The sequence below is a fragment of the Haloarcula nitratireducens genome (assembly GCF_019599505.1).
The window spans coordinates 404,080-425,921 of the sequence record NZ_RKLT01000004.1; the positions used below are offsets into that span (position 1 = coordinate 404,080).

General features: G+C 67.9%; 21 protein-coding genes and 1 tRNA gene. 9 read left to right on the forward strand and 13 right to left on the reverse strand.

What is annotated here, in order from left to right:
- Positions 1 to 27: 27 nt before the first annotated feature.
- Together EGH23_RS14405 and EGH23_RS14410 are read left to right on the forward strand one after the other, a co-directional pair.
- A complete protein-coding gene (locus EGH23_RS14405; protein ID WP_220580675.1) occupies positions 28 to 687 on the forward strand; it encodes a potassium channel family protein in 660 nt (219 codons plus the stop codon).
- Between the two features lie 298 nt (positions 688 to 985).
- Positions 986 to 1,471: a DUF7384 family protein gene (locus tag EGH23_RS14410; RefSeq protein ID WP_220580676.1), complete on the forward strand. Its 486-nt coding sequence runs from the start codon at positions 986 to 988 to the stop codon at positions 1,469 to 1,471.
- Positions 1,472 to 1,481: 10 nt separating this feature from the next.
- Here the strand turns inward: EGH23_RS14410 and EGH23_RS14415 are convergent, their stop codons facing one another.
- From EGH23_RS14415 to EGH23_RS14460, 10 genes are all read right to left on the reverse strand, one after another.
- Positions 1,482 to 2,288 (reverse strand): SDR family NAD(P)-dependent oxidoreductase, encoded by an 807-nt coding sequence (locus EGH23_RS14415; protein ID WP_220580677.1) that lies wholly within the window; start codon positions 2,286 to 2,288, stop codon positions 1,482 to 1,484.
- Positions 2,289 to 2,399: 111 nt separating this feature from the next.
- On the reverse strand, positions 2,400 to 3,050 hold the full coding sequence (locus EGH23_RS14420; protein WP_220580678.1) for a non-canonical purine NTP pyrophosphatase: 651 nt from the start codon (positions 3,048 to 3,050) through the stop codon (positions 2,400 to 2,402).
- Positions 3,051 to 3,096: 46 nt separating this feature from the next.
- Positions 3,097 to 3,372 carry a DUF5808 domain-containing protein gene (locus EGH23_RS14425; RefSeq protein ID WP_220580679.1) on the reverse strand — a complete coding sequence of 92 codons (276 nt, stop codon included), beginning with the start codon at positions 3,370 to 3,372 and terminating at the stop codon, positions 3,097 to 3,099.
- Between the two features lie 298 nt (positions 3,373 to 3,670).
- Positions 3,671 to 4,087, reverse strand: coding sequence for an EamA family transporter (locus EGH23_RS14430; protein ID WP_220580680.1), 417 nt, complete (start codon positions 4,085 to 4,087; stop codon positions 3,671 to 3,673).
- Positions 4,088 to 4,141: 54 nt separating this feature from the next.
- A complete protein-coding gene (locus tag EGH23_RS14435) occupies positions 4,142 to 5,821 on the reverse strand; it encodes a bifunctional N(6)-L-threonylcarbamoyladenine synthase/serine/threonine protein kinase (RefSeq protein WP_220580681.1) in 1,680 nt (559 codons plus the stop codon).
- 9 nt (positions 5,822 to 5,830) lie between these two features.
- Positions 5,831 to 5,962, reverse strand: a complete 132-nt coding sequence (locus tag EGH23_RS14440; protein WP_220580682.1) for a 30S ribosomal protein S27ae — start codon at positions 5,960 to 5,962, stop codon at positions 5,831 to 5,833.
- The gene (locus tag EGH23_RS14445; protein WP_220580683.1) at positions 5,963 to 6,271 is read right to left on the reverse strand and encodes a 30S ribosomal protein S24e; all 309 of its coding nucleotides are present in this window, start codon (positions 6,269 to 6,271) and stop codon (positions 5,963 to 5,965) included.
- A 90-nt stretch (positions 6,272 to 6,361) separates the two neighbouring features.
- On the reverse strand, positions 6,362 to 7,366 hold the full coding sequence (locus tag EGH23_RS14450; RefSeq protein WP_220580684.1) for an AAA family ATPase: 1,005 nt from the start codon (positions 7,364 to 7,366) through the stop codon (positions 6,362 to 6,364).
- Between the two features lie 219 nt (positions 7,367 to 7,585).
- Positions 7,586 to 9,988, reverse strand: a complete 2,403-nt coding sequence (locus tag EGH23_RS14455; RefSeq protein ID WP_220580685.1) for a bacterio-opsin activator domain-containing protein — start codon at positions 9,986 to 9,988, stop codon at positions 7,586 to 7,588.
- A 395-nt stretch (positions 9,989 to 10,383) separates the two neighbouring features.
- Positions 10,384 to 10,454 (reverse strand) — tRNA-Gly (locus EGH23_RS14460).
- Positions 10,455 to 10,614: 160 nt separating this feature from the next.
- Here EGH23_RS14460 and EGH23_RS14465 point away from each other — a divergent pair.
- The 4 genes from EGH23_RS14465 (at position 10,615) to EGH23_RS14480 (ending at position 15,508) form a co-directional block, all read left to right on the forward strand.
- Positions 10,615 to 11,448 (forward strand): NAD+ synthase, encoded by an 834-nt coding sequence (locus tag EGH23_RS14465; RefSeq protein WP_220580686.1) that lies wholly within the window; start codon positions 10,615 to 10,617, stop codon positions 11,446 to 11,448.
- Between the two features lie 77 nt (positions 11,449 to 11,525).
- The gene (locus tag EGH23_RS14470; protein WP_220580687.1) at positions 11,526 to 11,915 is read left to right on the forward strand and encodes a DUF7383 domain-containing protein; all 390 of its coding nucleotides are present in this window, start codon (positions 11,526 to 11,528) and stop codon (positions 11,913 to 11,915) included.
- Between the two features lie 175 nt (positions 11,916 to 12,090).
- Positions 12,091 to 13,770, forward strand: coding sequence for a thermosome subunit beta (thsB, locus tag EGH23_RS14475; protein WP_425433228.1), 1,680 nt, complete (start codon positions 12,091 to 12,093; stop codon positions 13,768 to 13,770).
- Positions 13,771 to 14,035: 265 nt separating this feature from the next.
- Entirely contained in the window at positions 14,036 to 15,508 is a 1,473-nt protein-coding gene (locus tag EGH23_RS14480; RefSeq protein ID WP_220580688.1) for a PAS domain S-box protein, read from the forward strand.
- A 55-nt stretch (positions 15,509 to 15,563) separates the two neighbouring features.
- On the opposite strand, the gene EGH23_RS14485 is transcribed toward EGH23_RS14480, so the two are convergent.
- A complete protein-coding gene (locus EGH23_RS14485; RefSeq protein WP_220580689.1) occupies positions 15,564 to 16,388 on the reverse strand; it encodes a hypothetical protein in 825 nt (274 codons plus the stop codon).
- 101 nt (positions 16,389 to 16,489) lie between these two features.
- On the opposite strand from EGH23_RS14485, the gene EGH23_RS14490 reads away from it, so the two are divergent.
- Positions 16,490 to 17,485 carry an ornithine cyclodeaminase family protein gene (locus EGH23_RS14490; protein ID WP_220580690.1) on the forward strand — a complete coding sequence of 332 codons (996 nt, stop codon included), beginning with the start codon at positions 16,490 to 16,492 and terminating at the stop codon, positions 17,483 to 17,485.
- Here EGH23_RS14490 and EGH23_RS14495 read toward each other — a convergent pair.
- Positions 17,482 to 17,694: a DUF7535 family protein gene (locus tag EGH23_RS14495; protein WP_236044823.1), complete on the reverse strand. Its 213-nt coding sequence runs from the start codon at positions 17,692 to 17,694 to the stop codon at positions 17,482 to 17,484. The genes EGH23_RS14490 and EGH23_RS14495 overlap by 4 nt on opposite strands.
- A 105-nt stretch (positions 17,695 to 17,799) precedes the next feature.
- Here EGH23_RS14495 and EGH23_RS14500 point away from each other — a divergent pair, with 105 nt between their 5' ends.
- A complete protein-coding gene (locus EGH23_RS14500) occupies positions 17,800 to 18,588 on the forward strand; it encodes an SDR family NAD(P)-dependent oxidoreductase (RefSeq protein ID WP_220580692.1) in 789 nt (262 codons plus the stop codon).
- 82 nt (positions 18,589 to 18,670) lie between these two features.
- Positions 18,671 to 21,349 carry a leucine--tRNA ligase gene (gene leuS, locus EGH23_RS14505; RefSeq protein WP_220580693.1) on the forward strand — a complete coding sequence of 893 codons (2,679 nt, stop codon included), beginning with the start codon at positions 18,671 to 18,673 and terminating at the stop codon, positions 21,347 to 21,349.
- Between the two features lie 33 nt (positions 21,350 to 21,382).
- Here the strand turns inward: leuS and EGH23_RS14510 are convergent, their stop codons facing one another.
- The gene (locus EGH23_RS14510; RefSeq protein ID WP_220580694.1) at positions 21,383 to 21,841 is read right to left on the reverse strand and encodes a peroxiredoxin; all 459 of its coding nucleotides are present in this window, start codon (positions 21,839 to 21,841) and stop codon (positions 21,383 to 21,385) included.
- Position 21,842: the final 1 nt, after the last annotated feature.

Genomic DNA, 21,842 nt, shown 5'->3' on the forward strand with positions numbered 1-21,842 from the left:
ATACCCCTGGGTGTCCTACCCCGCCGCATGAAGTTCGTCATCGTCGGCTACGGGCGCGTCGGCACCCGGACTGCACGCATCCTCCAGAGCGAGGGCCACGACCTCGTCATCGTCGAGTCGGAACGCGAGAAGGTCGAGCGCGCCCGCGACGAGGGCTTTACCGTCGTCCACGGCGACGGGAGCGAGGAATCGGTACTACAGGAGGCGAGCATCGGCAGCGCCGACGCCATCGGCGCGCTCGCGGGCGACCTGAACACGAACTTCAGCGCCTGTATGATCGCCAAGGAACACGGCTGTCGGACTATCCTGCGAATCGACGCGGACTACCGCGAGGAGATATACGACAAGTACGCCGCCGACGTCGACGAGATAATCTATCCCGAGCGGCTCGGGGCCGCCGGCGCGAAGACGGCGCTCCTGGGAGGGGACTTCAACGTCCTCGCGGACCTGACCGAACAGCTCTCCATCGCCAGCGTTCAGGTGCCCGAGGGGTCGCCGTTCGTCGGCAAGCGCGTCGTCGAGGTGGAGTTGCCCGGCGACGCCCACATCTACGCGCACGGCCGCCACCACGAACCGATGACCATCCCGCTACCGCAGACCGAAATCGAAGCGGGCGACAGCGTCGCCGTCATGGCCGCGCCGGAGGGACTCGACGCGGTGCGGTCGTCACTCCGCGGCGAGGCGTGAGTCTCCGAGAATCCCTACCGAAGGGGTGCGGTGTCCGGGCGCGCGATGGGAGGATGGGAGAAACCGCCGGAGTAACCGGCGGCGTAAGTGGTCGTCGGTGCGCGCCCGTATCGAGAGAGGAGGAATCCGTCTACCATAAACTCCCGTCAGACGGACGGCGGACGGGACGGCTTTTTGCCCCGCGTCTTCCTGTTATCAGACATGACCTGGGGCGACTTATTCGAACGAGCGAGCGCACACGAGACGAGCGTCGAGCGAGTCCGAGACAGCCTCCGAACGCGGCGAGCCGCGACCGACGATGAGTGACGGCGACGCCTCGCCGGCCCGAGTCGTCGCCGACGCCGACGTCCTCGCGGCGGACCTGCTGTGCGGGGACGAGGACAACCCGGCCCGCGTTGCCCTTGACCACGTCCGTCGCCACTCGTGGCTGACGCTGGTCGCCAGCGACCCGCTCCTCGACGACGCCGCGTGGGTCGTTCGGGACCTGAGCGACGCGACTCTCGCCGAGGAGTGGCGCGAGCGCATCGAACGCGAGCGAGAAGCGGTCGAGCATCCCGAGGGCGATCACCCGGCGCTGGCCTCGGCCTATCGCGGCGACGCCGCTCACCTCCTCACCTACGACGAGGACCTCCGGAGCGCGGAGACCGGCCTCTCGATCAAACCCCACATGCAGGTGAGCGTCCGCCCGCCGGACGCCTTCGCGAACCTGTTCGACGCTCAGTCGCTGTACGAGGCCGTCGAGGGCGGTGAGTACCCCGGCCCCGACCGGGACCCGCGAGCGTGACCGTTCGCGCTCACCGCCCGCCGTTGACCCACGCGGCCACTCGCCGGACGACCCGCCGCGGCGCGACCCGACCGATCAGGTCCACGACGCGCATCGCTCGGCTCGGAATCACGACCGTTTCGCCGGCCATCAAGCCCTCGTAAGCCGCGCCGGCGACGGCCTCGGGCGTGTTCGACGTGATCGACCCGACCGTCGAGTCGCCCATCCCCGCTCGGGACTGGAACTCCGTCTCGACCGGGCCGGGACACAGCAGCGTCACGTCCACCGTCCCGCGCAGCTCCTCGGCGACGGCCTCGGTGAAACTGTTGACGTAGGCCTTGCTGGCGTAGTACCCCGCGAGGTTCGGTCCCGGTTGGAATCCCGCGACCGAGCCGACGTTCAGTATCTTCGGCGTCCCGTCGCTGTCCTCGAACTCGTCGAGGAACAGCCGGGTGAGTTCGACGGGGAGGACGACGTTCAAGCGCAGCTGCGTCCGCTCGCCGTCGAGATCGCTCTCGGCGAACGGGCCGTACGTGCCGACGCCGACGTTGTTGACCAGGATATCCACGTCGAGGCCTCGGTCGACCGCTTCGTCCCGGAGGTCCTCGGCGGCCGACGCCCGGTCGAGGTCCATGGCGATCGGCTCCGCGGTCGCTCCTTCCCGTTCCAGTTCCTCGGCCAGCGATTCGAGGCGTTCCTCGCGGCGGGCCACCAGCACCACGTCGTGGCCGTGCGCGGCGAACTCGCGAGCCAATGCCCTCCCGATACCCGCCGACGCGCCCGTGATCAAGGCCGTTCCCGGACCGTCGTCTGTCAGCCGAACGTCTGCCTCGCTCATCGCTCGGCGTACCACTCACCGAGTTTTCGCGGTTCGGGTTGCGACGCCGTCGCTTCGCTCCGTCGTTGCGACTTCCGAAAGACGCGGCCGCGTCTTTCGACGGCTGCCTCGCTACCGCTCGGCATACCACTCACCGAACTTCGAAAGCGCCCGTCCGCGGTGGGAGACCGCGTTCTTCTCTTCGGTACTCATTTCGGCGAACGTGGTGCCGTCGTGCTCGAAGATCGGGTCGAAACCGAAGCCGCCGTCGCCGCGCGGTGCGACGATCTCGCCGGGCACGCGCCCCTCGAAGAGCTTGACCGGCAGCGCGTCGTCGCCGCTTCGGACCTGCTCGTCGGTGGTCGCCGCGCCGCGGTCGCCCGCGTCGAGGTCCTGTCCCCGCCGCTCGTCGCGGTCCACCGGGTCTGGGGTCGCCGCGAACTCCTCGCCGTCGCAGTAGGCGATGACCGTCTTGAACGCCGCCGCGCGGTCGTCCTCGGGTTCGGTCATCCGCCAGACCCGTTCGACGCCGACGGTGTCCTCGACGTAGGAGGAATAGGGTCCCGGAAAGCCGTCGAAGGCATCGACGAAGAGGCCGGCGTCGTCGACGATGACCGGCCCGTCGGCCGCGCGGTAGGCCGCCCGCGCGCCGTTAGCGGCGACCGTTCCGAGGTCGTCAGCCTGTATCTCGGGGTAGTCGAAGTCGAACTGGACCACCTCGTCGTCTAAGTACTCGGTGGCCTCCCGGACCTTCCCGGGGTTGGTCGTCACGAAGTTGAGCATACCGACACACCGCGAGCGGTGCCAAAAGAGGCGTCGAAACGTCTCCTCAGTCGACGACGACTTCGACCGGTTCGTCGGCCTCGTCGTCCTCGAACTCCTCGCTGTCGCCGCCGCGTTCGAGATAGAGCATCACGCCGGCGACGAGGAGGACGACCCACGCGCGCCAGTTGGCGAGGTTCAGCGTGTAGCCGATCCCGAAGGGCTTCTCGACGAGCATCCCGTCACCAGGCTGCCAGTACGAGGAAACGAGCCGCTTGAGACTCGGTCGCTCGAAGTTGTACGGGACTCCGAACAGGCTCCCAGACTGCGGTTTGTCTGCCATGTCCGGCCTTACTCGCCCGGACGTTAAACCCTTTATCCCGACCTTTTTCTTCGTTGGGTCGCCTTCGGCGACCGCGCCTCGAAAAACGTCGACGAAAAAGGCCGGAAGACGCGCCTCCGGCGCGCTTCCGGGGAACCGGCGGCGGAGCCGCCGGATGCTCTGAGGTAAGTCTATCCTTCCCCGTTTTCGTGAGCGGAGCGAACGAAAGCTCGTCAGAGCGGAACTCTGACGGTGGGTCGTCGCACGGAGCGCGCTCCCGGCCACCGCGTACCGCTCCGCCGTTGTCCGCTCGCTCTCGTCACTCCACGGCGGTCAGATACACCGCGACCATCGCGAGGGCGATGCCGGTGACCTTGCGCGCGGTCAGCGACTCGTCTAAGAAGGCGATGCCGATGATGGAGCTCGTGGCGATGAACATCCCGAAGACGGGGACGACGACGCTGATGGGGCCGGCCGCCAGCGCGCGGTAGTACGCGATGATGCCGACGGCGAGCGCGATGCCCGCGCCGTAGGCGTACACCGCTTTGGAGTGCGTGAGATAGGGGGTGACGGAGACGTCCGAGAGGATCACGACGACGACGACGACGGTGATGAGAATCCCGTTGGAGATGAGCAGCACGACGTTGCTGGGGAGGTCGGCGGTCGCCACCTTCACCAGTGGCGGGACCAGCGAGTAGGCGAGCAACGCCACCACCGCCCACGCGAGATAACGCATGTTCGAGGACCGGTGGACGAGCGCCAAGAGTGTTTGCGTTGCGGCCGACCCGGACTACTGATAGCGACCGCGGCCCTCGATGTCGCCGAGGCTGGCGAAGACCGCGTCGGCGTGGTCGCTCTCCTCGCGGTAGGCGTTCTCGGCGGCCGAAAGCAACCGCTCGGGGTCGTCGGCAGTGCCGGAGAGCGACTGAGCGAGGACGTGGAGGTCCATGGCGTGGTCCTCCGGTTCGCCGCTGTAGTAGCCCAGCCCGAAGTCGATGAGGTAGGCGCGCCCGTCGCGGGTACTGCTGATTCTAACGTTTCTGGTCGTCGGATCGCCGTGGACGAACCCGGCGTCGTGGATCCGCGCGAGGTGGCGGCCCACGTCGCTGACGTGCGGTTCGGTCAGCGACTCGCGCAGGTCCGCGTCGCCGACGCGCTGGAAGACGATGCGGGCCGCCTCGGGGTCCACGTCGAGAACCAGCGGCGTGGGGACGCCGTGCCGCCGGGCGTCGCTCGTGAGCCGCACCTCCTGTCGCGTGCGCTCGACGCGGAGCCGCTCGTCGAGCTCGGGGTGTCGATAGCTCCGCGGCACCCGGTCTTTGACGACGCGGTCGGCCTCGATGGCGACCGTCGCCTCGGCCCCCTGCACCTCGGTTTCGGTTCGAACGGCGCGGTCGACGGATTCGGTTGCCCCCCGCCAGCTAACCTCGACCTCGTCCGGCCGGAAGTTCGAGTCGATGCCCGACTCGGCTATCTCGAGGGCGTCGCCGGCGGCGTACATCTTCGCACCGAGCATCGCTATCATGCCCGCGTTGTCCCGCAGGAAGCGGTCCTCGGGGGCGTAGAAGTCGGCGCCGCGCTGGTCGCACATCTCGCCGAGCATCCGCTTCAGTCGGTCGTTCTGGCCGACGCCGCCGCCCAGTACCAGTTCGTCGGCCCCGGTCAGCGACAGCGCTCGCTCGGCGACTTCCGTCAGCATGGCGAAGATGGTCTCTTCGAGGCCGCGGCAGACGTCTTCGACCGGAATATCGTCGTCGTAGGCCTGCTTCGCCGCGCTCATGATTCCCGAGAAGGAGAAGTCCATCCCCTTCACGACGTACGGCAGCGGGTGGAAGTCGCCCTCGCGGGCGCGGGCCTCGACTTTCGGCCCGCCGGGGTGTTGCCAGCCGACGTGGCGGGTGAACTTGTCGATGGCGTTGCCGACGCCGGTGTCCATCGTCTCGCCGAGGACGCGGTAGCGGCCGTTGCGATAGCCCAGTAGGTGCGCGTTCGCGCCGGAGGCGTTCAGACAGACCGGCGAGGAAAAGCCCGACTGGTGACGACCGACTTCGAGGTGGGCGACCATGTGGTTGACGCCCACGAGCGGCACGTCGAAGCGCTGGGCGACGGCGCGGGCGGCGGTGCCGACGATTCGCAGACACGGGCCGAGACCCGGGCCGCGGGAGAAGGCGACGGCGTCGATCGGCGACGGCGATTGGCTCGACGAGGTCCCCTCGTCGGCGTCGATCGGCGACTCACCGTCGGCTTCGGCCCGCCGTCGAGCGTGCTCGATGGCCGTCTCGACTACCTCGGGAATCGCCTCGCCCATGTGCTCGGCGGCCTCGCGCGGGTGGATACCGCCGCTCTCGGGCTGGTAGGCGTCGCTCTCGATGAAGACGCGTTCGTCGTCGCTGGCCCGGGTCGGGTCGTCAGTTTCGAAGACCGCAGCGCTCGCTGCCCAGGCGGTTCCTTCGATACCGAGAACGCGCATGCGGCGGCCTTACTTCCACTCGGTGTAGCCGCACTTGCCGCAGTGCTTGCGGTCGTCGTGGTCGGCCAGCACCGTATCGCCACAGCGGGGGCAGTTCTCCTTGACCAGTTTGCCGTCCTCGTAGTACTCGTTGCGGGCCATCTATGCTTCCTCCGCCTCTTCCTCGCCGTCGGCGACGATCTTGTTGCGTTCGAGCATGTGGTCCTGCTCGACGTCGCGGGCGAACTCGGGGCTGTCGTAGACCTTCGCGTAGCCGACGGTCTTTCGCATCCCGAACTTGGTGTCGAGCTCGTGGACGACGACTTCCTCGGCGTCCTTGTTCAGCGTCGCCGCCAGCGAATCACGCACGGAGAGCCGGGAGGGCGTCGCTTCGTCGTGGACGACCTCGAAGCGGACGTCCGTTCGGTGCAACATGGGGTTTTCCTCTTCCTCGATGATGTCGATATCCATGGTTCGTTGCCCATAGATTCCCGTCGAAGCGCCTAAAAGGATTTCGAAGCCGTAGCTACCGGTTTCTCCGTCACTTCGCTTTCGACCGGGTCAGCGCTGTAACCGCGCGAGCAGGTGCGAGAGGTGGATGCGCTCGTTTGCGGCGTCGGTCAGCGCCATGTCCGTCTCGCCCGCGAGGCGATGGACCTCGGCCAACCGCCGGCCCGAATACCGCGAGCGAGCGACCGACAGCAGTTCCTCCAACACGTCGTCGGCTCCGTACCCCTCGTCGACGAGCAGGTCGTCGAGCGTCGAGCGGGCGTCGGTGAACCGGCCCTCCTCGGCCGCCTCGACCATACCTTCGACGGCGTCGTCGGCCTCGACGGCGTTCAGCGTCTCGTAGGCGGCGTCCATCGTCACCTCGCCGGCTTCCTCGTAGGTGGTCTGTGCGGCCAGCACGGCCCGCCGCAGGTCGCCCTCGGCGTAGCCGGCGACGTACTCCAAGCCGTCGTCGTCGTGGTCCGCCTCTTCGGCGGTGACGACGTCCCGAAGCACCGAAACGGTTTCCTCGTGGGTCGGCGCGCGCATCACGACCGGGAAACAGCGCGAGCGGATCGGCGGGATGAGCGCCGACGGCTGGCGGGTGGCGATGACGAACTGCGTCGCCTCGTAGTACTGCTCCATCACCCGACGTAGCGCCTGCTGGAAGTCCTCGCGCATCCCCTCGGCGTTGTCCAGCAGGATGGTCTTGTACGTACCCGACATGGGACTGTAGCTGGCCGACTCCTTCAGGACGTGGTTGATGAGGTCGGCCTTCGAGGACTCGCGGCGGCGCTTGCCGTCGATGAACGACGAGAAGCGCGGATCGTTGGCCACCTCCTTCTTCGTCATGTCGAAGACGTCGGCGACGTTGAGCTCGGTGAAGTCGGCGTCGGAATTGGCGTGGACTTCCTCGGCGTAGGCGCGGACGCCCGCCGTCTTTCCCGCTCCTTTCGGTCCGTGGACCAGCAGGTTCATCGGCTCCTCGATCGCCCCCTGCAGGTGCTCGCGCGCCTTCGGCTGGGGGATGTCGTCTAAGGCCGGCGCGTGCGTCTCGGTCCACAGCGGCGCGTCCATCTGTCGAACGTGGGTAGGATGGGGGTCGTCAAGTATTCCGCGGTTGGCGAGAGCGAGGGGCGCTCCTTTCAGTCGCGCGCCCCTCGCTACTGCTCGCGGTTCCCTGCGGTCACCGCTCGCATCTCGAGGGACTTCGCTTCGCTCAGTCCCTCGCTACTCCACGGCTCCCGATGGTCGCCGTTCCGCTTGGCGACCCTTCACTTCGTTCGGCATCGCCCGCTACTCGAACAACTCCTCGAACACCTTCTGCTGGGCGGCCCGGAGATGCTGGTGGTAGGTCGGCCGGGAGATGTCCATCGCGCCGGCGAGTTCGTCGCCGTCGACTTCGCGGGGCCACTCGAAGAAGCCGCCGAAGAAGGCCGTCCGGAGCGCCGTCTCCTGGCGGTCGGTGAACCGATCAGCGAGCGACGCGCGGAACTCCTGTCGGGTCTGGACGGGCCGTTCGTGTTCGTGGTACCCCGCGAGGTCCGTGCCGTCGTAGTTGTCCTCGACCAGCGAGAACACCTCGCGGGCGTCGGCCTCGTAGGGAAGTTCGATAGTGTAGCGGGCGACGCCGTTCTCACCGCCGACGGCCTTCGGGACCGCGCCGTGGTCGACCAGCGTCGCCAGCAGCGAGGTTTCGACGACGACGTCGAACAGCGCGCTGCCCTCGTGTTCGGCCACGCGGGTCGCCTCGACCACCGCGCCGTCGTCGCTCAGCGCGGCGAGGACCTCGTCGCTGTCACCGCCTTCGGTAGTGAGGTAGAGCCGTAGCGACCCGTCGTCCTGCGTGACGGCGTCGACCGAGGAGAGCGTCGCACCGGTCGCGGCCGAGACGCGACTCAGAAGGAGGTCCCGGTCGTCGACGGTGAACTCCAGTTCGACCACCTTGTCGGCCGACAGGATCTTCCCGCTCTCGATGGCGTTGATGGCGTTGGCGACCGCGCGGCCCAACGCTTCGAGCACCACCCGTTCGCGGTCGTCGAAGGCGTCCGGCCGGTCCGAACAGACGTACAGCACGCCGTAGGTCGAGTCCGTGTACGACAGGGGAATCGCCATCACCGACTCGATGTCGGCCTCTCGGGCGCGTTCGCTCCACTCGTCGTCGCCGGAGAGGTCGTCGACGACTTCCGTCGTGTGCTCGGCCAGCGCGCGGGCACCCGGTGCGTCGCCGTCCATCGGGACCGAGAGCCCCTCCATCGTTATCGGCGCGTCGCCGGCCCACTCGCTGGCCACCAGCTCGTCGCTGCGGACCGCGGGGCGGCCGACCCACGCGAAGGTGTAGGGCTCGGTCGCGGCCAGTTCCGCACAGACGCCGGCCTCGACGGCCTCTCTCGTGGTCGCCTCGACCAGCACCTCGACGGTATTCTCGATGAGGCCGTTGATGCGTTCGAGGATGGTCGCGATGCGCTCGCGGGTCTCTCTGACCTCCTGTTCGCGCTTGGCGCGGTTGCAGGCCGCGGCGGCGTTCGTCGCCAGCAGCGCGACCACCTGTCGGTCGATGTCGTCGAAGGCGTCGGGCTCCTCGGAGAGCACGCTCAGCGTGCCGTGGACGCCGATCGGGTAGTAGATCCCCGACTGCGCGGTCGTCTCGGCGTCGAGTCGGTGGCTCTCGCCGTACATCGCCGCCTCGCCCGAGGCGAACACCTCCCCTGCCTGGCCCTCGTCTAAGTCGTACACCGGTCGTTCGCCGAGGCGGTCGGTCGTCGCTTCCGTGGTCGCGGCCGGCCGCAACACTCGCTCGTCGGCGTCGTAGAGGCGAACGACGGCGAGGTCTATCCCCAGGACGCCTTCGGCCGCGTTGGCGACGATGGCGGCGACCTGTTCGCGGCTGGGGGCCTGCATGAGCGACCGCGAGGTCTCCTGCAGCGCCGAGAGCATCTCCTCGCGGCGCTTCCGCTCGGTGATGTCGCGGATGACCCCCGCCGTCCCGCGGAACTCGCCGTCGGGACCGTACAGCACCGTCATGTGGTCCTCGCAGGGGATGGTCTCGCCGTCGGCCCGCCGGAGCCGCAGTTCGAACGTCGTTCCGACGTCGTCGGGTGCGTCCGACGAGAGGAGGTCCCGGAGCTTCGACTCGGCGAGCGTGACCGCTTCGTGGTCCTTGATGGCGCTCGTGTGCTCGCCGAGTAAGTCCTCGACGGCGTAGCCGGTCAGCTCCGCCATCGCCTCGTTGACGAAGACGAACGCGCCCGTGTCGTCGAGGGCGTAGACGCCGTCGTCGAGCGCCTCGATGACTTCGGCGTACCGCTCGAATCCCTCGTGGGCGACGGACGGCGCGTCGCCGTCGGCGGTGACCGCGCGCTCGATGCGGTGGGCGAGGACGACGTACTGCTCGTCGGTCCCTCGCCGCACGTACTCCGTCCCGCAGTCTTCGAGCAGTGCGGAGACGACGCCGGCGTCCCAGTCGCCGAACGCGACCACCGGTAGCGAGGGGCTGTCCCGTCGCAACGTCTCGACCAGCGGCGGCGTCTCGGACTGCACGCTGACGACGCAGTCGACGCCGCCGACGGAACTCGCCGAGGCGTCGCTCGCCGCGGTGCGCGTCTCGAAGCCGTCCCCCACTCGTTCCAGCGCTCGTGCCGTCTCCGTCACGAGGGCCTCGTCGTCGCCACAGACGAGGACGGCTACCCCGCTCTTCATGGCTGTCCGTTAGCCCGTCCGCACAAGAATATTCGGGGTCGCTTATCGGGCGCTTTCGCGTCGCAAAGCGCTCGGCATCTCCGGGTGGCACGTCGCACATAGCCACTCCTCGGTCCGGAGGGTCATCGTCTCCGCGGGTCGGCGGTGTCGCCAGACGCGTACGGTCTCGGATTCGCAGTTGTCACAGTCGGACATGGGTCTACGAACTGTGCGTGTCTTTCATTCGCATAAGATCTCCGTATAATCGAGTTTAAGGATGGTAAACGTGTCCGAACGTGTTCCACACACCCGCTGGAGCTATCGCACGCGAATCGCTCGTCGCAGAAATGCGCCGGCCGGGAGTGGAGCAAACGCGACGCGTTCGCGAACATCTGTCGGCAAACGACCGCAGAGAGTGCGCCGTCCGGGAATTGAACCCGGGCTCTAGCCTTGGGAAGGCTATGTCCTACCACTGGACCAACGGCGCTCGTTTCACTCGCGCCCTGTGACAGGCCGCAAGGGCGCGTTCACTCACAGGTTCCACGGCCGTCGCACTTGAACGTAGCGTTTCCGGCGGGCGGTGGACGAGCGTTGGAAAATGTCGCGTCGAGGCGTGGCTATTAGTTCCGCCCGCGCGACACCTCCGTATGGCCGAAGCCGATACCGTCGTGCGGGCCGACAATCCGCTCGACCTGACCTTCTCGGAGGCGGAACTCGAAGCGCACCGCGAGCACATCACCGAGTTCGTCGAGGCGCAACTCGACGCCGCGGGGGTCGACCGAGCGGTCATCGGCCTCTCGGGCGGCATCGACAGCACGCTGACCAGCTATCTGGCGACCGAGGCACTCGGGAGCGACGCGCTCCACGGCCTCGTGATGCCGAGCGAGGTCAACCGCGAGGACAACATGAGCGACGCCGAGCGGATCGCCGAGGAGCTGCTGGGGATCGAGTACGACGTCATCGAGATCAACCCGATCGTCGACGCGGTCCTCGATACGTATCCCGAGGCCGCCGGCGACCAGATGGCGGTCGGCAACCTCCGCGTGCGCTGTCGGGCGCTGTTGAACTACCTCGTGGCGAACCACGAGGGCGCGCTCGTGCTGGGGACCGGGAACCGCAGCGAGTCGCTGGTGGGCTACTACACGAAGTACGGCGACGGCGCGGTCGACTGTCATCCCATCGCACCGCTGTACAAACAGCAGGTCCGCCAGCTCGCGACCCACGTCGGCGTCCCCGACGACCTCGTGGACAAGACTCCGAGCGCGGAGATGTGGAGCGGACAGACCGACGCCGAGGAGATGGGGATGGACTACGACACGCTGGACTCGATTCTCGCCCTCCACATCGACGGCGGGGTCCCGAAAGCCGCCACCGCCGATCACATCGGCGTCCCCGAGAGCGCCGTCGAACGGGTCCGCGAGATGTACGAGGGCAGCGCGCACAAGCGCGCGATGCCGCCGGGACCGACGCCGCTGTACTGACCGGGACTGCCGCCGCGATACCGCTCCGGCTATCCGACGCGGGGCGGTTTTATGCCGGTCCCGTTCGAACGGCCGGTATGTCACATCGCGCTAACTACGCCCGCTGTACGTTTCTCCAGCATCTCGGCCCGTCGGAGGACTCACTCGACGTGCCGTGGGCGGAGTTCTCGGGCGACAGCACCGACCGGGTGACCTTCGACGTGCCGACCGACGCGCCCAGCGAGCCCTACGTCGAGATGCAGGTGTACGACGTGAGCGAGTTCGGCCACGAGATCCGGCTGAACGGCGAGTCGCTCTCGGGGTTCGACATCGCGCCGGGCGAGGGCTGGAACTACTGGATGGACACCATCAGCACGGACCACCTCCGCCTCGGCGAGAACACCCTGCAGTTCAGACGGGACGTGGACACCGACGACGCCTTCGTCGTCGGCACGGCGATCGTCCACTGGAAGGAGCCGGTGGAGTAGGTATATAAAATACCGGTCCACCGCTACTGTTGCTATGCGAACGGTTAGCACGGAAACGCGGGGCTCCGGTCGCAGTATCGGGGTTTCTCCGGCCATCGGTGACGGCGGGTCGCCCCCGCCGCTCGCCCCTAACCCACACTTTTATATAGAACCACATACAATCTCTCGCCTGACTATGAGCCAGCGTCAGATGCAGGGCCAGCCGATGATAATTCTCGGCGAGGACGCCCAGCGGATGAAGGACAAGTCCGCACAGGAACACAACATCTCGGCCGCTCGCGCGGTCGCCGAGTCCGTACGCTCGACACTCGGCCCGAAGGGAATGGACAAGATGCTCGTCTCCTCGATGGGCGACGTGACCGTCACGAACGACGGCGTCACCATCCTCACGGAGATGGACATCGACAACCCGACGGCCTCGATGATCGTCGAGGTCGCCGAAACGCAGGAGGACGAGGCCGGTGACGGCACCACCTCCGCCGTCGCCATCGCCGGCGAACTCCTGAAGAACGCGGAGGACCTCTTAGACCAGGACATCCACCCGACGGCCATCATCAAAGGGTTCGACATGGCCGCCAAGGAGGCGAAGAAGGAGATCGACGACATCGCCACCGAGGTGGACCCCAGCGACGAGGAACTGCTGAAGAGCGTCGCCGAGACGTCGATGACCGGCAAGGGCGCGGAACTCAACAAGGAGCTCCTCGCCCAGATCATCGTCGACGCGGTCGAGGCCGTCACCGTCGAGGCCGAGGACGGCTCGGTCATCGCGGACCTCGAATACCTCAACATCGAGACCCAGACCGGCAGCTCGGCGGGCAACTCCGAACTGCTCGAGGGCGCGGTCATCGACAAGGACCCCGTCCACGAGGAGATGCCGACCTCGGTCGAGGACGCGAACGTCCTCCTGATGGACACTGCCATCGAACTCGAGGAGACGGAGGTCGACGCCCAGCTCTCGGTCGACGATCCGAGCCAGCTCCAGAACTTCCTCGACCAGGAGGAACAGCAGCTCAAGGACCTCGTCGACAAGGTCGAGGCCACGGGCGCGAACGTCCTGTTCTGTCAGAAGAACATCGACGACATGGCCCAGCACTACCTCGCGGAGAAGGGCATCCTCGCGGTCAAGCGCTCGAAGAAGTCCGACATCGAGTTCCTCAAGGAGGTCCTCGGCGCGAACGTCGTCTCGGACCTCGACTCGGCCAGCGAGGACGACCTCGGCCACGGCTCGGTCACCCGTGACGAGGGCGAGGGGCTGTTCTACGTCGAGGGCACCGGCGAGGACGCCCACGGCGTCACGCTGCTGCTCCGCGGCTCGACCGACCACGTCGTGGACGAACTCGAACGCGGCGTCACCGACGCGCTGGACGTCGTCGCCTCCACCGTCGCCAACGGCTCGGTGCTGGGCGGCGGCGGCGCGCCCGAAGTCGAGGTCGCCAGCCGACTGCGCGACTACGCCGACGGCGTCGAGGGCCGCGAACAGCTGGCCGTCGAGGCCTTCGCCGACGCGCTGGAGATCATCCCGCGCACGCTGGCGGAGAACGCCGGCCTCGACAGCATCGACACGCTGGTCGACCTCCGCGCCGCCCACGAGGACGGGCAGGTCAGCGCCGGCCTGAACGTCTTCACCGGCGACGTCGAGGACACGCTCGAAACCGGCGTCGTCGAGCCGGCCCACGCGAAGACGCAGGCCGTCTCCTCGGCCGCCGAGGCCGCGAACCTGGTGCTCAAGATCGACGACATCATCGCCGCCGGCGACCTCTCGACCTCCGGTGACGGGGACGAGGGCCCCGGCGGTCCCGGCGGCGCGCCCGGCGGCATGGGCGGCATGGGCGGCGGTATGGGCGGCATGATGTAGGAGAGGCGAGCGTAGCGAGGCGCTCCGAACGAGCGAACGGGCGTAGCCAGTGAGCCAAGCGGGGAGCCGAACGAAGTGAGGGCCCCCGAAAGTACGAGCGATCACCGCTCGCCCCTTCGAACGGCCCGGACGCGAACCGACGCTTTCTCCCGTTAACCCCCGTCCGATGTGGCCCGGTTTTCGGATACCGACAGTCGGCTGAACGCCCGTTTCCGGGCGGAACCGGCCCAAAAGGTGATTACCCCCCGTTTTCTCGTAACGAACGATGCAACCCCTCTCGCAGTTGCTCTCACGGGTCGGGGGGCGGCGACTCATCTCCGCGCTCGGCGGCCTGTATCTCCTCCTCGCCGTCGGCTTCCCGGCCACGCTGATCACCGGCGGGCGGACGGTCGGTGACATCTCGCTGGCGTCGATCCTGGTCGGCGGAAGCGGGCTGGTTCTCCTCTACAGCAGTTACCGCATCCCGAAGACGCGCGTCCGCCCGGAACTGTACGACGTGGTCGCGGGGTGGTGCGTCCGCGCCATCGGCGTGATGGTCTGCATCCTCCTTCTCGCGGCGCTTCTCGGGACGCTCGCGGACCCGGTTTCCGGCATTCCCATCCTGTCGGCGCTCGCCAGCGTCGCCGGGCTCGGCATCGGTTATCAGGACGCGAAGGCGAGGACCCGCGCGCTGGACGCCGAGGAACAACAGCGCGCGGCGGAGCGCTACAGTCGGGAACTCGAGCGGTACAAGACCATCGTCGAGACGGTCAACGACGGCATCTTCGTCGCCGACGCGGCGGACCGATTCACGCTGGTCAACGACGCCTACACGCAGTTGGTCGGCTACGACCGCGAGACGCTCATCGGCGCGGACACGGCGCTCGTCGCCGCCGAGGGGACGGACGTCGAGGGGATCCGACGGGCGGTCGAACGCGACGTCGGGTCCGGGGGCGGGAAGTCGAAGACCCACGAGTCGCAGATCTCGACCGCGTCCGGCGAGACGATCGACGCGGAGATGACCGTCGCACCGCTGCCGTCACCGGCCGACGGCGCTCCGGACAAGGTCGTCGTCGTCCGCGACGTGACCGAGCGCAACGAGCGCGAGCGCCGGCTCGAAGCGCAGAACGAGCGCCTCGACAGCTTCGCCGGGATGTTGGCCCACGAGCTCCGCAACCCCGTCAACATCGGGCAGATTTACAGCGCGCAGCTTCCGGCCGAATCGAACCCGGCGGCGGTCGAGTACGTGACAGACGCCTTCGACCGCATCGAGGACATCATCGACGTCATGCTCGTCATCACGGGCGAGCGGAACGTGGTTCCCTCCTCGGGACGGGTCCAGCTTGCGACAGTCGTCCGGGACGCGTGGGAGGAGGTAGACGCGCCCGACGCCACCCTCGAACTGGTGGTCGACCTCGCGGTGACGGTCGACGAGACGTACACCAGACACCTCTTTCGGAACCTGTTCGAGAACGCCATCGAGCACGGGGGAAGCGACGTCACCGTCACCGTCGGCGAACTCCCGACCGGGTTCTACGTGGCCGACGACGGGATCGGCATCTCGGAGCGCACCCGACAGAAGATCTTCCGGTCGGGGTACACCACTGCGGAGGGTCAGGGCGGGATGGGTCTCGGGCTGGCGTTCGTCCAACAGCTGTCGGACGCGTACGGGTGGACGTGTTCGGTGACCGAGAGCGAGCCCGGCGGGGCGCGCTTCGAGTTCGAAAACGTGACCGACTCGTCCGAGGCCGCTCGCTGATTCACTCGTCGGGACAGGCCAGTAGCGCCGGGAGCGTCCCCTCCGGCGGAATCGATCAACCGTCCGCGAACTCGGGCGTCGTCGTCCCGAGCTCGCCGTACCGCAGCGACTCGGTGACGCGGAGCGTCGTCCCGTTACGGACGACGGTGTACTGAACGCCGTAGTCGTAGACGAGCCCCTCGGGTCCGACGACGGCGGTGAAGCCGATGTCACCGATCCGCTCGGCGGGCGCGACGGGGAACTGCGAGCGGTCGGTCGCGCCGTCGGCGCGGAGGCGATAGACGGGCGCACCGTAGGTCTGCCGGACTTCCTCGCGGGCCGGGCTCACGTCGGTCACGTTCGCCCCGTCGAAAAGGCCGGTGAGACGGCTGTTGTACGTGGGCTCGAAGAACAGCGCCTCGCGCGGCGGGAGCGGCGGCGCGCCGATGCCGCGGCCGTCGGCGACGATCTCCCGTCGCGTGGTGCCGTTCACCGTCGTCAACTGGATCGCCCGGCCGTCGGCCCAGCGGGTGCGTAGCTCCGTCTCCGGGACGTTCGTCCCCGTGACGGTACGCCGGGCGACGTACTCGCGGTAGTTCGCGCCGGTCCGGAACACCGTGGTCTGCCGGAGACGAACGTCCCCGTCACCGGTCCGAACGGTACGGGTGTGCCGGAGCGTGTATGAGACGTTCGCCAGCCGGGCGACGTGAGCCCGCGTCAGCGCGTCGCTGTCGGAGACGCCAGCCTCCGTGAGGCCCGGCGCGACGCGGGCCGGCGGCTCCTCGGGAACGGGAGCGGGCGTCAGCGTCTCGGTGGTCGCGTCCGGTGAGCCGACGAGACCCGTACACCCGGCGGTGACGAGGCAGCCGGCGAGCAAGACCACGACGGCCGCCCTTCGCATACCCCGAGGAGGGCCGCTCGGCGGATAACTGCTCGGGTGGGAACTATGCCCTCGTGAGAATTATACCGAAGTATAAGTGCCGGGACGTGCCACTTCCTGTCATGCAGACGCTGCTGCTCGGTCCCGACGACGTGGCGGATCACGCCGACCTGAAAGCGGTCATCGACGCCGTCGAGTCGGCCTTCGCGGCCGACGCGCGCGGCGACACCATCATGCCCGCGAAATCCTACATCGACCTCCCGCGGTACAACGGCGACTTCCGGTCGATGCCCGCCTACGTGAACGCCGGCGAGTGGGACGCCGCCGCCGTCAAGTGGGTTAACGTCCACCCGGACAACCCGACCGACCACGACCTCCCCACCGTGCTGGGGACGCTCATCTACTCGGACCCCGAGACGGCGTTCCCCCTCGCGGTGATGGACGGCACCGTCCTCACGCGCCTGCGGACGGGCGCGGCCGCCGCCGTCGCCACCGATTACCTCGCCGTCTCCGACGCCCGATCGCTCGGCCTCGTCGGCGCGGGCACGCAGGCCTACACGCAACTGGAGGCCATCGCCGCCGTCAGGGACATCGAGGAAGTGGTCGTCGCCGACCGCGACGGGGCCAAACAGCGGGCGTTCGCCGAGCGCTTCGGCGACCGGTTCGACGTGCGACCGGGGTCCATCGAGGACGCCGCCGCCTGCGACGTGCTCTCGACGATAACGCCGGTCGAATCGCCCATCGTCGAGCGGGAGTGGCTGGGCGAGCGCACGCACGTCAACGCCATTGGGGCCGACGCCGCCGGCAAGCACGAACACGACGACCGGACCCTGCTCGACGCGAAGCTCGTCGTCGACGACTACGAGCAGTGTACCCACTCCGGCGAGATCAACGTCCCGTGGAGCGAGGGGACGCTCACCGAGGACGACCTCTACGGCGAACTCGGCAGTATCGTCGCCGGCGACCTGGCCGGGCGCGAACCCGACGACGGCGTCACGCTCTTCGACTCGACGGGGCTGGCGATCCAGGACGTGGCCGCGGCCCACGTCATCTACGAGCGCGCTAACGGGGCCGACGACGGCACGCCGTTCTCGCTGGTCGGGACCGACGCCACCTAACTGGGCGTCAGCGCGTCGGTCACCTTCGAGATGAGCCAGACGATGAGGATGAACGGCAACAGCGGCATCAGGAGGATCAGCAGGCCCAGAAACATCCCCCAGCCGATGAGGTTCATGGTCTCGTCGGGGTGTGGACCGGTGAGCGGGGTGACGGTTCGTAGCGGTTCCGGGAGGATAGAGTCGCCCGACTCGTCAGCGTCTTCTGCCATGCTCGACGATAGGTCAGGAACCGGCATAAGGCTACGGTCGGCGTCGATTCGGGTAGTCCCCGTCGCCGACAGGATGATACCGCTCAGTACCGTCTAGGTGGCACTATGCCCACTCCCGAGGCGGAGCGCGTCGTCGTGGTCACCGGTGCGAACGAGGGCATCGGCTATCACCTGCTTCGCGCGCTCTACGAGCGCGGGCACCGGGTCGCCGGACTCGATATCGAGGTGGGGAACCTCCGACCGCTTCGGGAATCGCACCCCGACCGGATTCGGTTCTACGAGTGCGACGTGACGGCCGACGCGGACGTCGAGAGGGCGATAGAGGGGGTGTTGGCGGAATGGGGACAGATAGATATCCTCGTCAACGACGCCGCGATATTCGACTTCGCCCCGTTCGAAGCGCGGACGCTCGCGGACACGCGACGGGAGTTTGAAGTGAACTTCTTCGGCTATCTTCGGACTACGCACGCCGTCTTACCGCACATGCGGGAACGCGGCGAGGGGATCGTCCACAACGTGAGTTCCGGCGTCGGACTCGTCGGGCATCCGGGGCTCTCGGGGTACGCCGCGACGAAGGGAGCCGTCGAGGCGTTCACACGGTCGCTTCGACTGGAACTACGGCGCGAGAACGTCTGGTGTACGGTGATGCACCCGCCGCTCACACGAACGCGGTCGGCGCTCGAACTCGGCTACCCGGAGTGCCTGCTGAGCGACCCCGCGGACGTGGGCCGGAAACTGGCGGCCGAGATCGAGTCGACGGGTCCGGTCGTCACGGCCGACTGGACGGTGACACTCGGTCTGGCGCTCGCCCGGCGGTTCCCCTCTATCGTCGAGAAGGGGACAGAGCGGTTCGTCACGGAGTTCGAGACGGCCGCCGAGCGGGACGAGCGGTAGGGGCCTCCACACCGCAGACGCCGACTCACCGGTCCCGTGAAGGGAAAGGTATAGCACCGTCGGTGCCCGAAATCACGGTATCATGACCACGACTGGCGAGGAACGCGAGCGCGGGTTCGACCACGGCGAGGTCGAACCGCGCTGGCAGGCGGCGTGGGACGCCGCCGACGTGTTCCGCATCGACGACGACGCCGAGGACCCCGAGTACGTGCTGGCGATGTTCCCGTACACCTCCGGGAGCCTCCACATGGGCCACGTCCGGAACTACACCATCACGGACGCCTTTGCCCGCTTCGAGCGGATGCGCGGGGAGGACGTCCTGCACCCGATGGGGTGGGACTCCTTCGGCCTGCCCGCCGAGAACGCGGCCGAGGAGCGAGACACCAACCCGCGGGACTGGACCATGCAGTGCATCGACTCGATGAAGGAACAGCTGACCGAGATGGGCTTCGGGTACGACTGGGAGCGCGAGATCACGACCTGCGAGCCCGAGTACTATCAGTGGAACCAGTGGCTGTTCAAGCGCTTCCGCGAGGCCGGGCTCGTGGAGCGACAGGCCGCCGAACTGAACTGGTGTCCGTCCTGCGAGACGGTGCTGGCCGACGAGCAGGTCGAAGGCGAGGGGGACGAAGAGCTGTGTTGGCGCTGTGAGACCCCAATCGAGCACCGCGAGATGGACCAGTGGTTCTTCACCATCACCGACTACGCCGACGAACTGCTGGCGGCTCTAGACGACTTGGAGGGGTGGCCGAACAACGTCCGGGAGATGCAGCGCAACTGGATCGGCAAACAGGAGGGCGCGAGCGTCGCCTTCGAGATCCCGGGCTACGGCGACGTGGACATCTTCACGACGCGACTGGATACCATCTACGGCGCGACGTACTTCTCGCTGGCCCCCGGTCACCCGGTCGCACAGGAGATCGCCGAGGACAACGAGGAGGTCGCCGAGTACGTCGAGATGGCCGAGGCCGCCGACGAGGACGACTTAGACGTGACCTCCGGCGTGTTCACTGGCGAGTACGCGGAGAACCCCGCGACGGGCGAGGAGATTCCGGTGTACGTCGCCGACTACGTGCTGACCGACGTGGGGACCGGCGCTCTCTATGCCGTGCCCGCCCACGACGACCGCGACCACGAGTTCGCCAAGGCCCACGGCGTCCCCATCAAACAGGTCGTCGAACCCGGTCCCGAGGCCGAGGTGGACGCCGACGAGATCGACGTGCAGGAGGAGGCCTACACCGAGGACGGCGTCCTCGTCGACAGCGGCGAGTTCGACGGCCTCCACAGCGAGGAGGCCCGCGACGCCTTCGTCTCCGAGTTCGACGGCGAGCACCGCACCGAGTACAACCTCCGGGACTGGGGCATCTCCCGACAGCGCTACTGGGGCACCCCCATCCCCATGATCCGCTGTGAGGACTGCGGGCACGTCCCGGTCCCCGACGAGGACCTGCCGGTCGAACTGCCGGAGTTCGTCCACACGACCGGGAACCCCCTCGACGCGGCCGAGGAGTGGAAGCGAGTCGACTGTCCGGACTGCGGCGGCGACGCCGTCCGCGAGACGGACACGATGGACACGTTCGTCGACTCCTCGTGGTACTTCCTGCGCTACACCTCGCCGGACCTCGAAGAGGCCCCCTTCGACGGCGACCGGGCCAGCGACTGGATGCCGGTCGACCAGTACGTCGGCGGCATCGAACACGCCGTGATGCACCTGCTGTACGCCCGCTTCTTCACGAAGGTCGTGAACGACCTCGACATGCTCTCGGACGTGCGCGAGCCGTTCACCAACCTGACGAACCAGGGGATGGTGCTCGGCGAGGACGGCCACAAGATGTCCAAGAGCCGCGGCAACGGCGTCTCGCCCCAGCGCATCATCGAGGAGTACGGCGCGGACACCGCCCGCCTGTTCATCATGGAGGCCGCCCAGCCGGAGAAGGAACTGGCCTGGAGCGCCGAGGAGGTCCAGTCGGCCCATTCCTTCCTCCAGAACGTCTACAGATTGTCTGAGGAGTTCGCGGACGGCGCTATCGAGATGGGCCCCGACGGCGCGGACATCGCGGACTACGTGAGCCGCGAGATCGACGCGACGGCCGCTCGCGCCACCGAGGAGTACGAGCAGTTCCGCTTCAACCACGCGCTGCAGGCGCTGCGGGAACTCGTCTCCCTGCTCCGTCGGTACGAGGACGCGACCACGCCCGACGCCGAGGTGCTCGAACGCGGCGTCAGGGTCGCGGCGAAACTGCTCGCGCCGGTCGCCCCCCACGTCGGCGAGGAGATGTGGGAGCGCCTAGACCGCGACGGCCTGCTGGCCGAGGCCGATTGGCCCAGCGCCGAAGCGCCCGAGGGCTACGATATCGAGCGCCGGTTGGTCGAGAACACCCGCGAGGACGTCCGCGACATCGTCGACACCGTCGGAATCGAGGACCCGACGACCATCACGCTCGCCGTCGCGCCCGAGTGGAAGCACCGGGTCGTGGAGATCGCTCGCGACGCGGACAACGTCGTCCCCGCGGTGATGCAGAACGAGGACCTCCAGCGCCACGGCGAGGCCGCCGCCGACTTCGCGAAAGAGCTCGCGGGCCGCGCCCAGTACGACGAGACGCTCTCGCCCGAGGGCGAACTGGCGGCTCTGAAACGGGCGACGTGGCTCGTCGAACGCGAGTTCGACGCCGAGGTGGTCGTCCGCTCGGCCGAGGACGCCGAGGACTCGCTTGCCAAGAAGGCCGAACCCGGCCGCCCGGCGATCGACATCCAGGAGTAACGGGACTCTCCTCCGGCTTTCCCGTCCCGAGCGCTACTGTTCAGCGGCGTCGACGAGGCCCGCTTCGTCGAGGTCGCGCAGCACGTCGGTCGCGTGGCCGTCGGGGCGGACGCCCTCGTAGACGCCGACGACCTGATTCTGCGCGACGACGAACGTCGTCCGGGGGGTCCGGCCGTCTCTCAGTTCCACGTCGAACGCCTCGGCGACGGTGCCGTCGGGGTCCGCCAGCAGATCGAACCCGAGGTCGTGGGCCTCGGCGAAGTCGCGGTGACTGTCCACGTCGTCGGTCGAGACGCCGTAGACGGTGACGCCGGCTTCCTCGTAGTCGTCGGAGCGGTCCTCGAACTGTCTGGCCTCGGTCTTACACCCCGACGTGTCGTCTTTCGGGTAGAAGTAGACGACCGTCGGGCGCGAGAAGTCCGGGCGGACCCGCTCGCCGCGCTGGTTCTCGGCGACGACCTCCGGTACCGCCGTCCCCGGTTCGAGAACCATC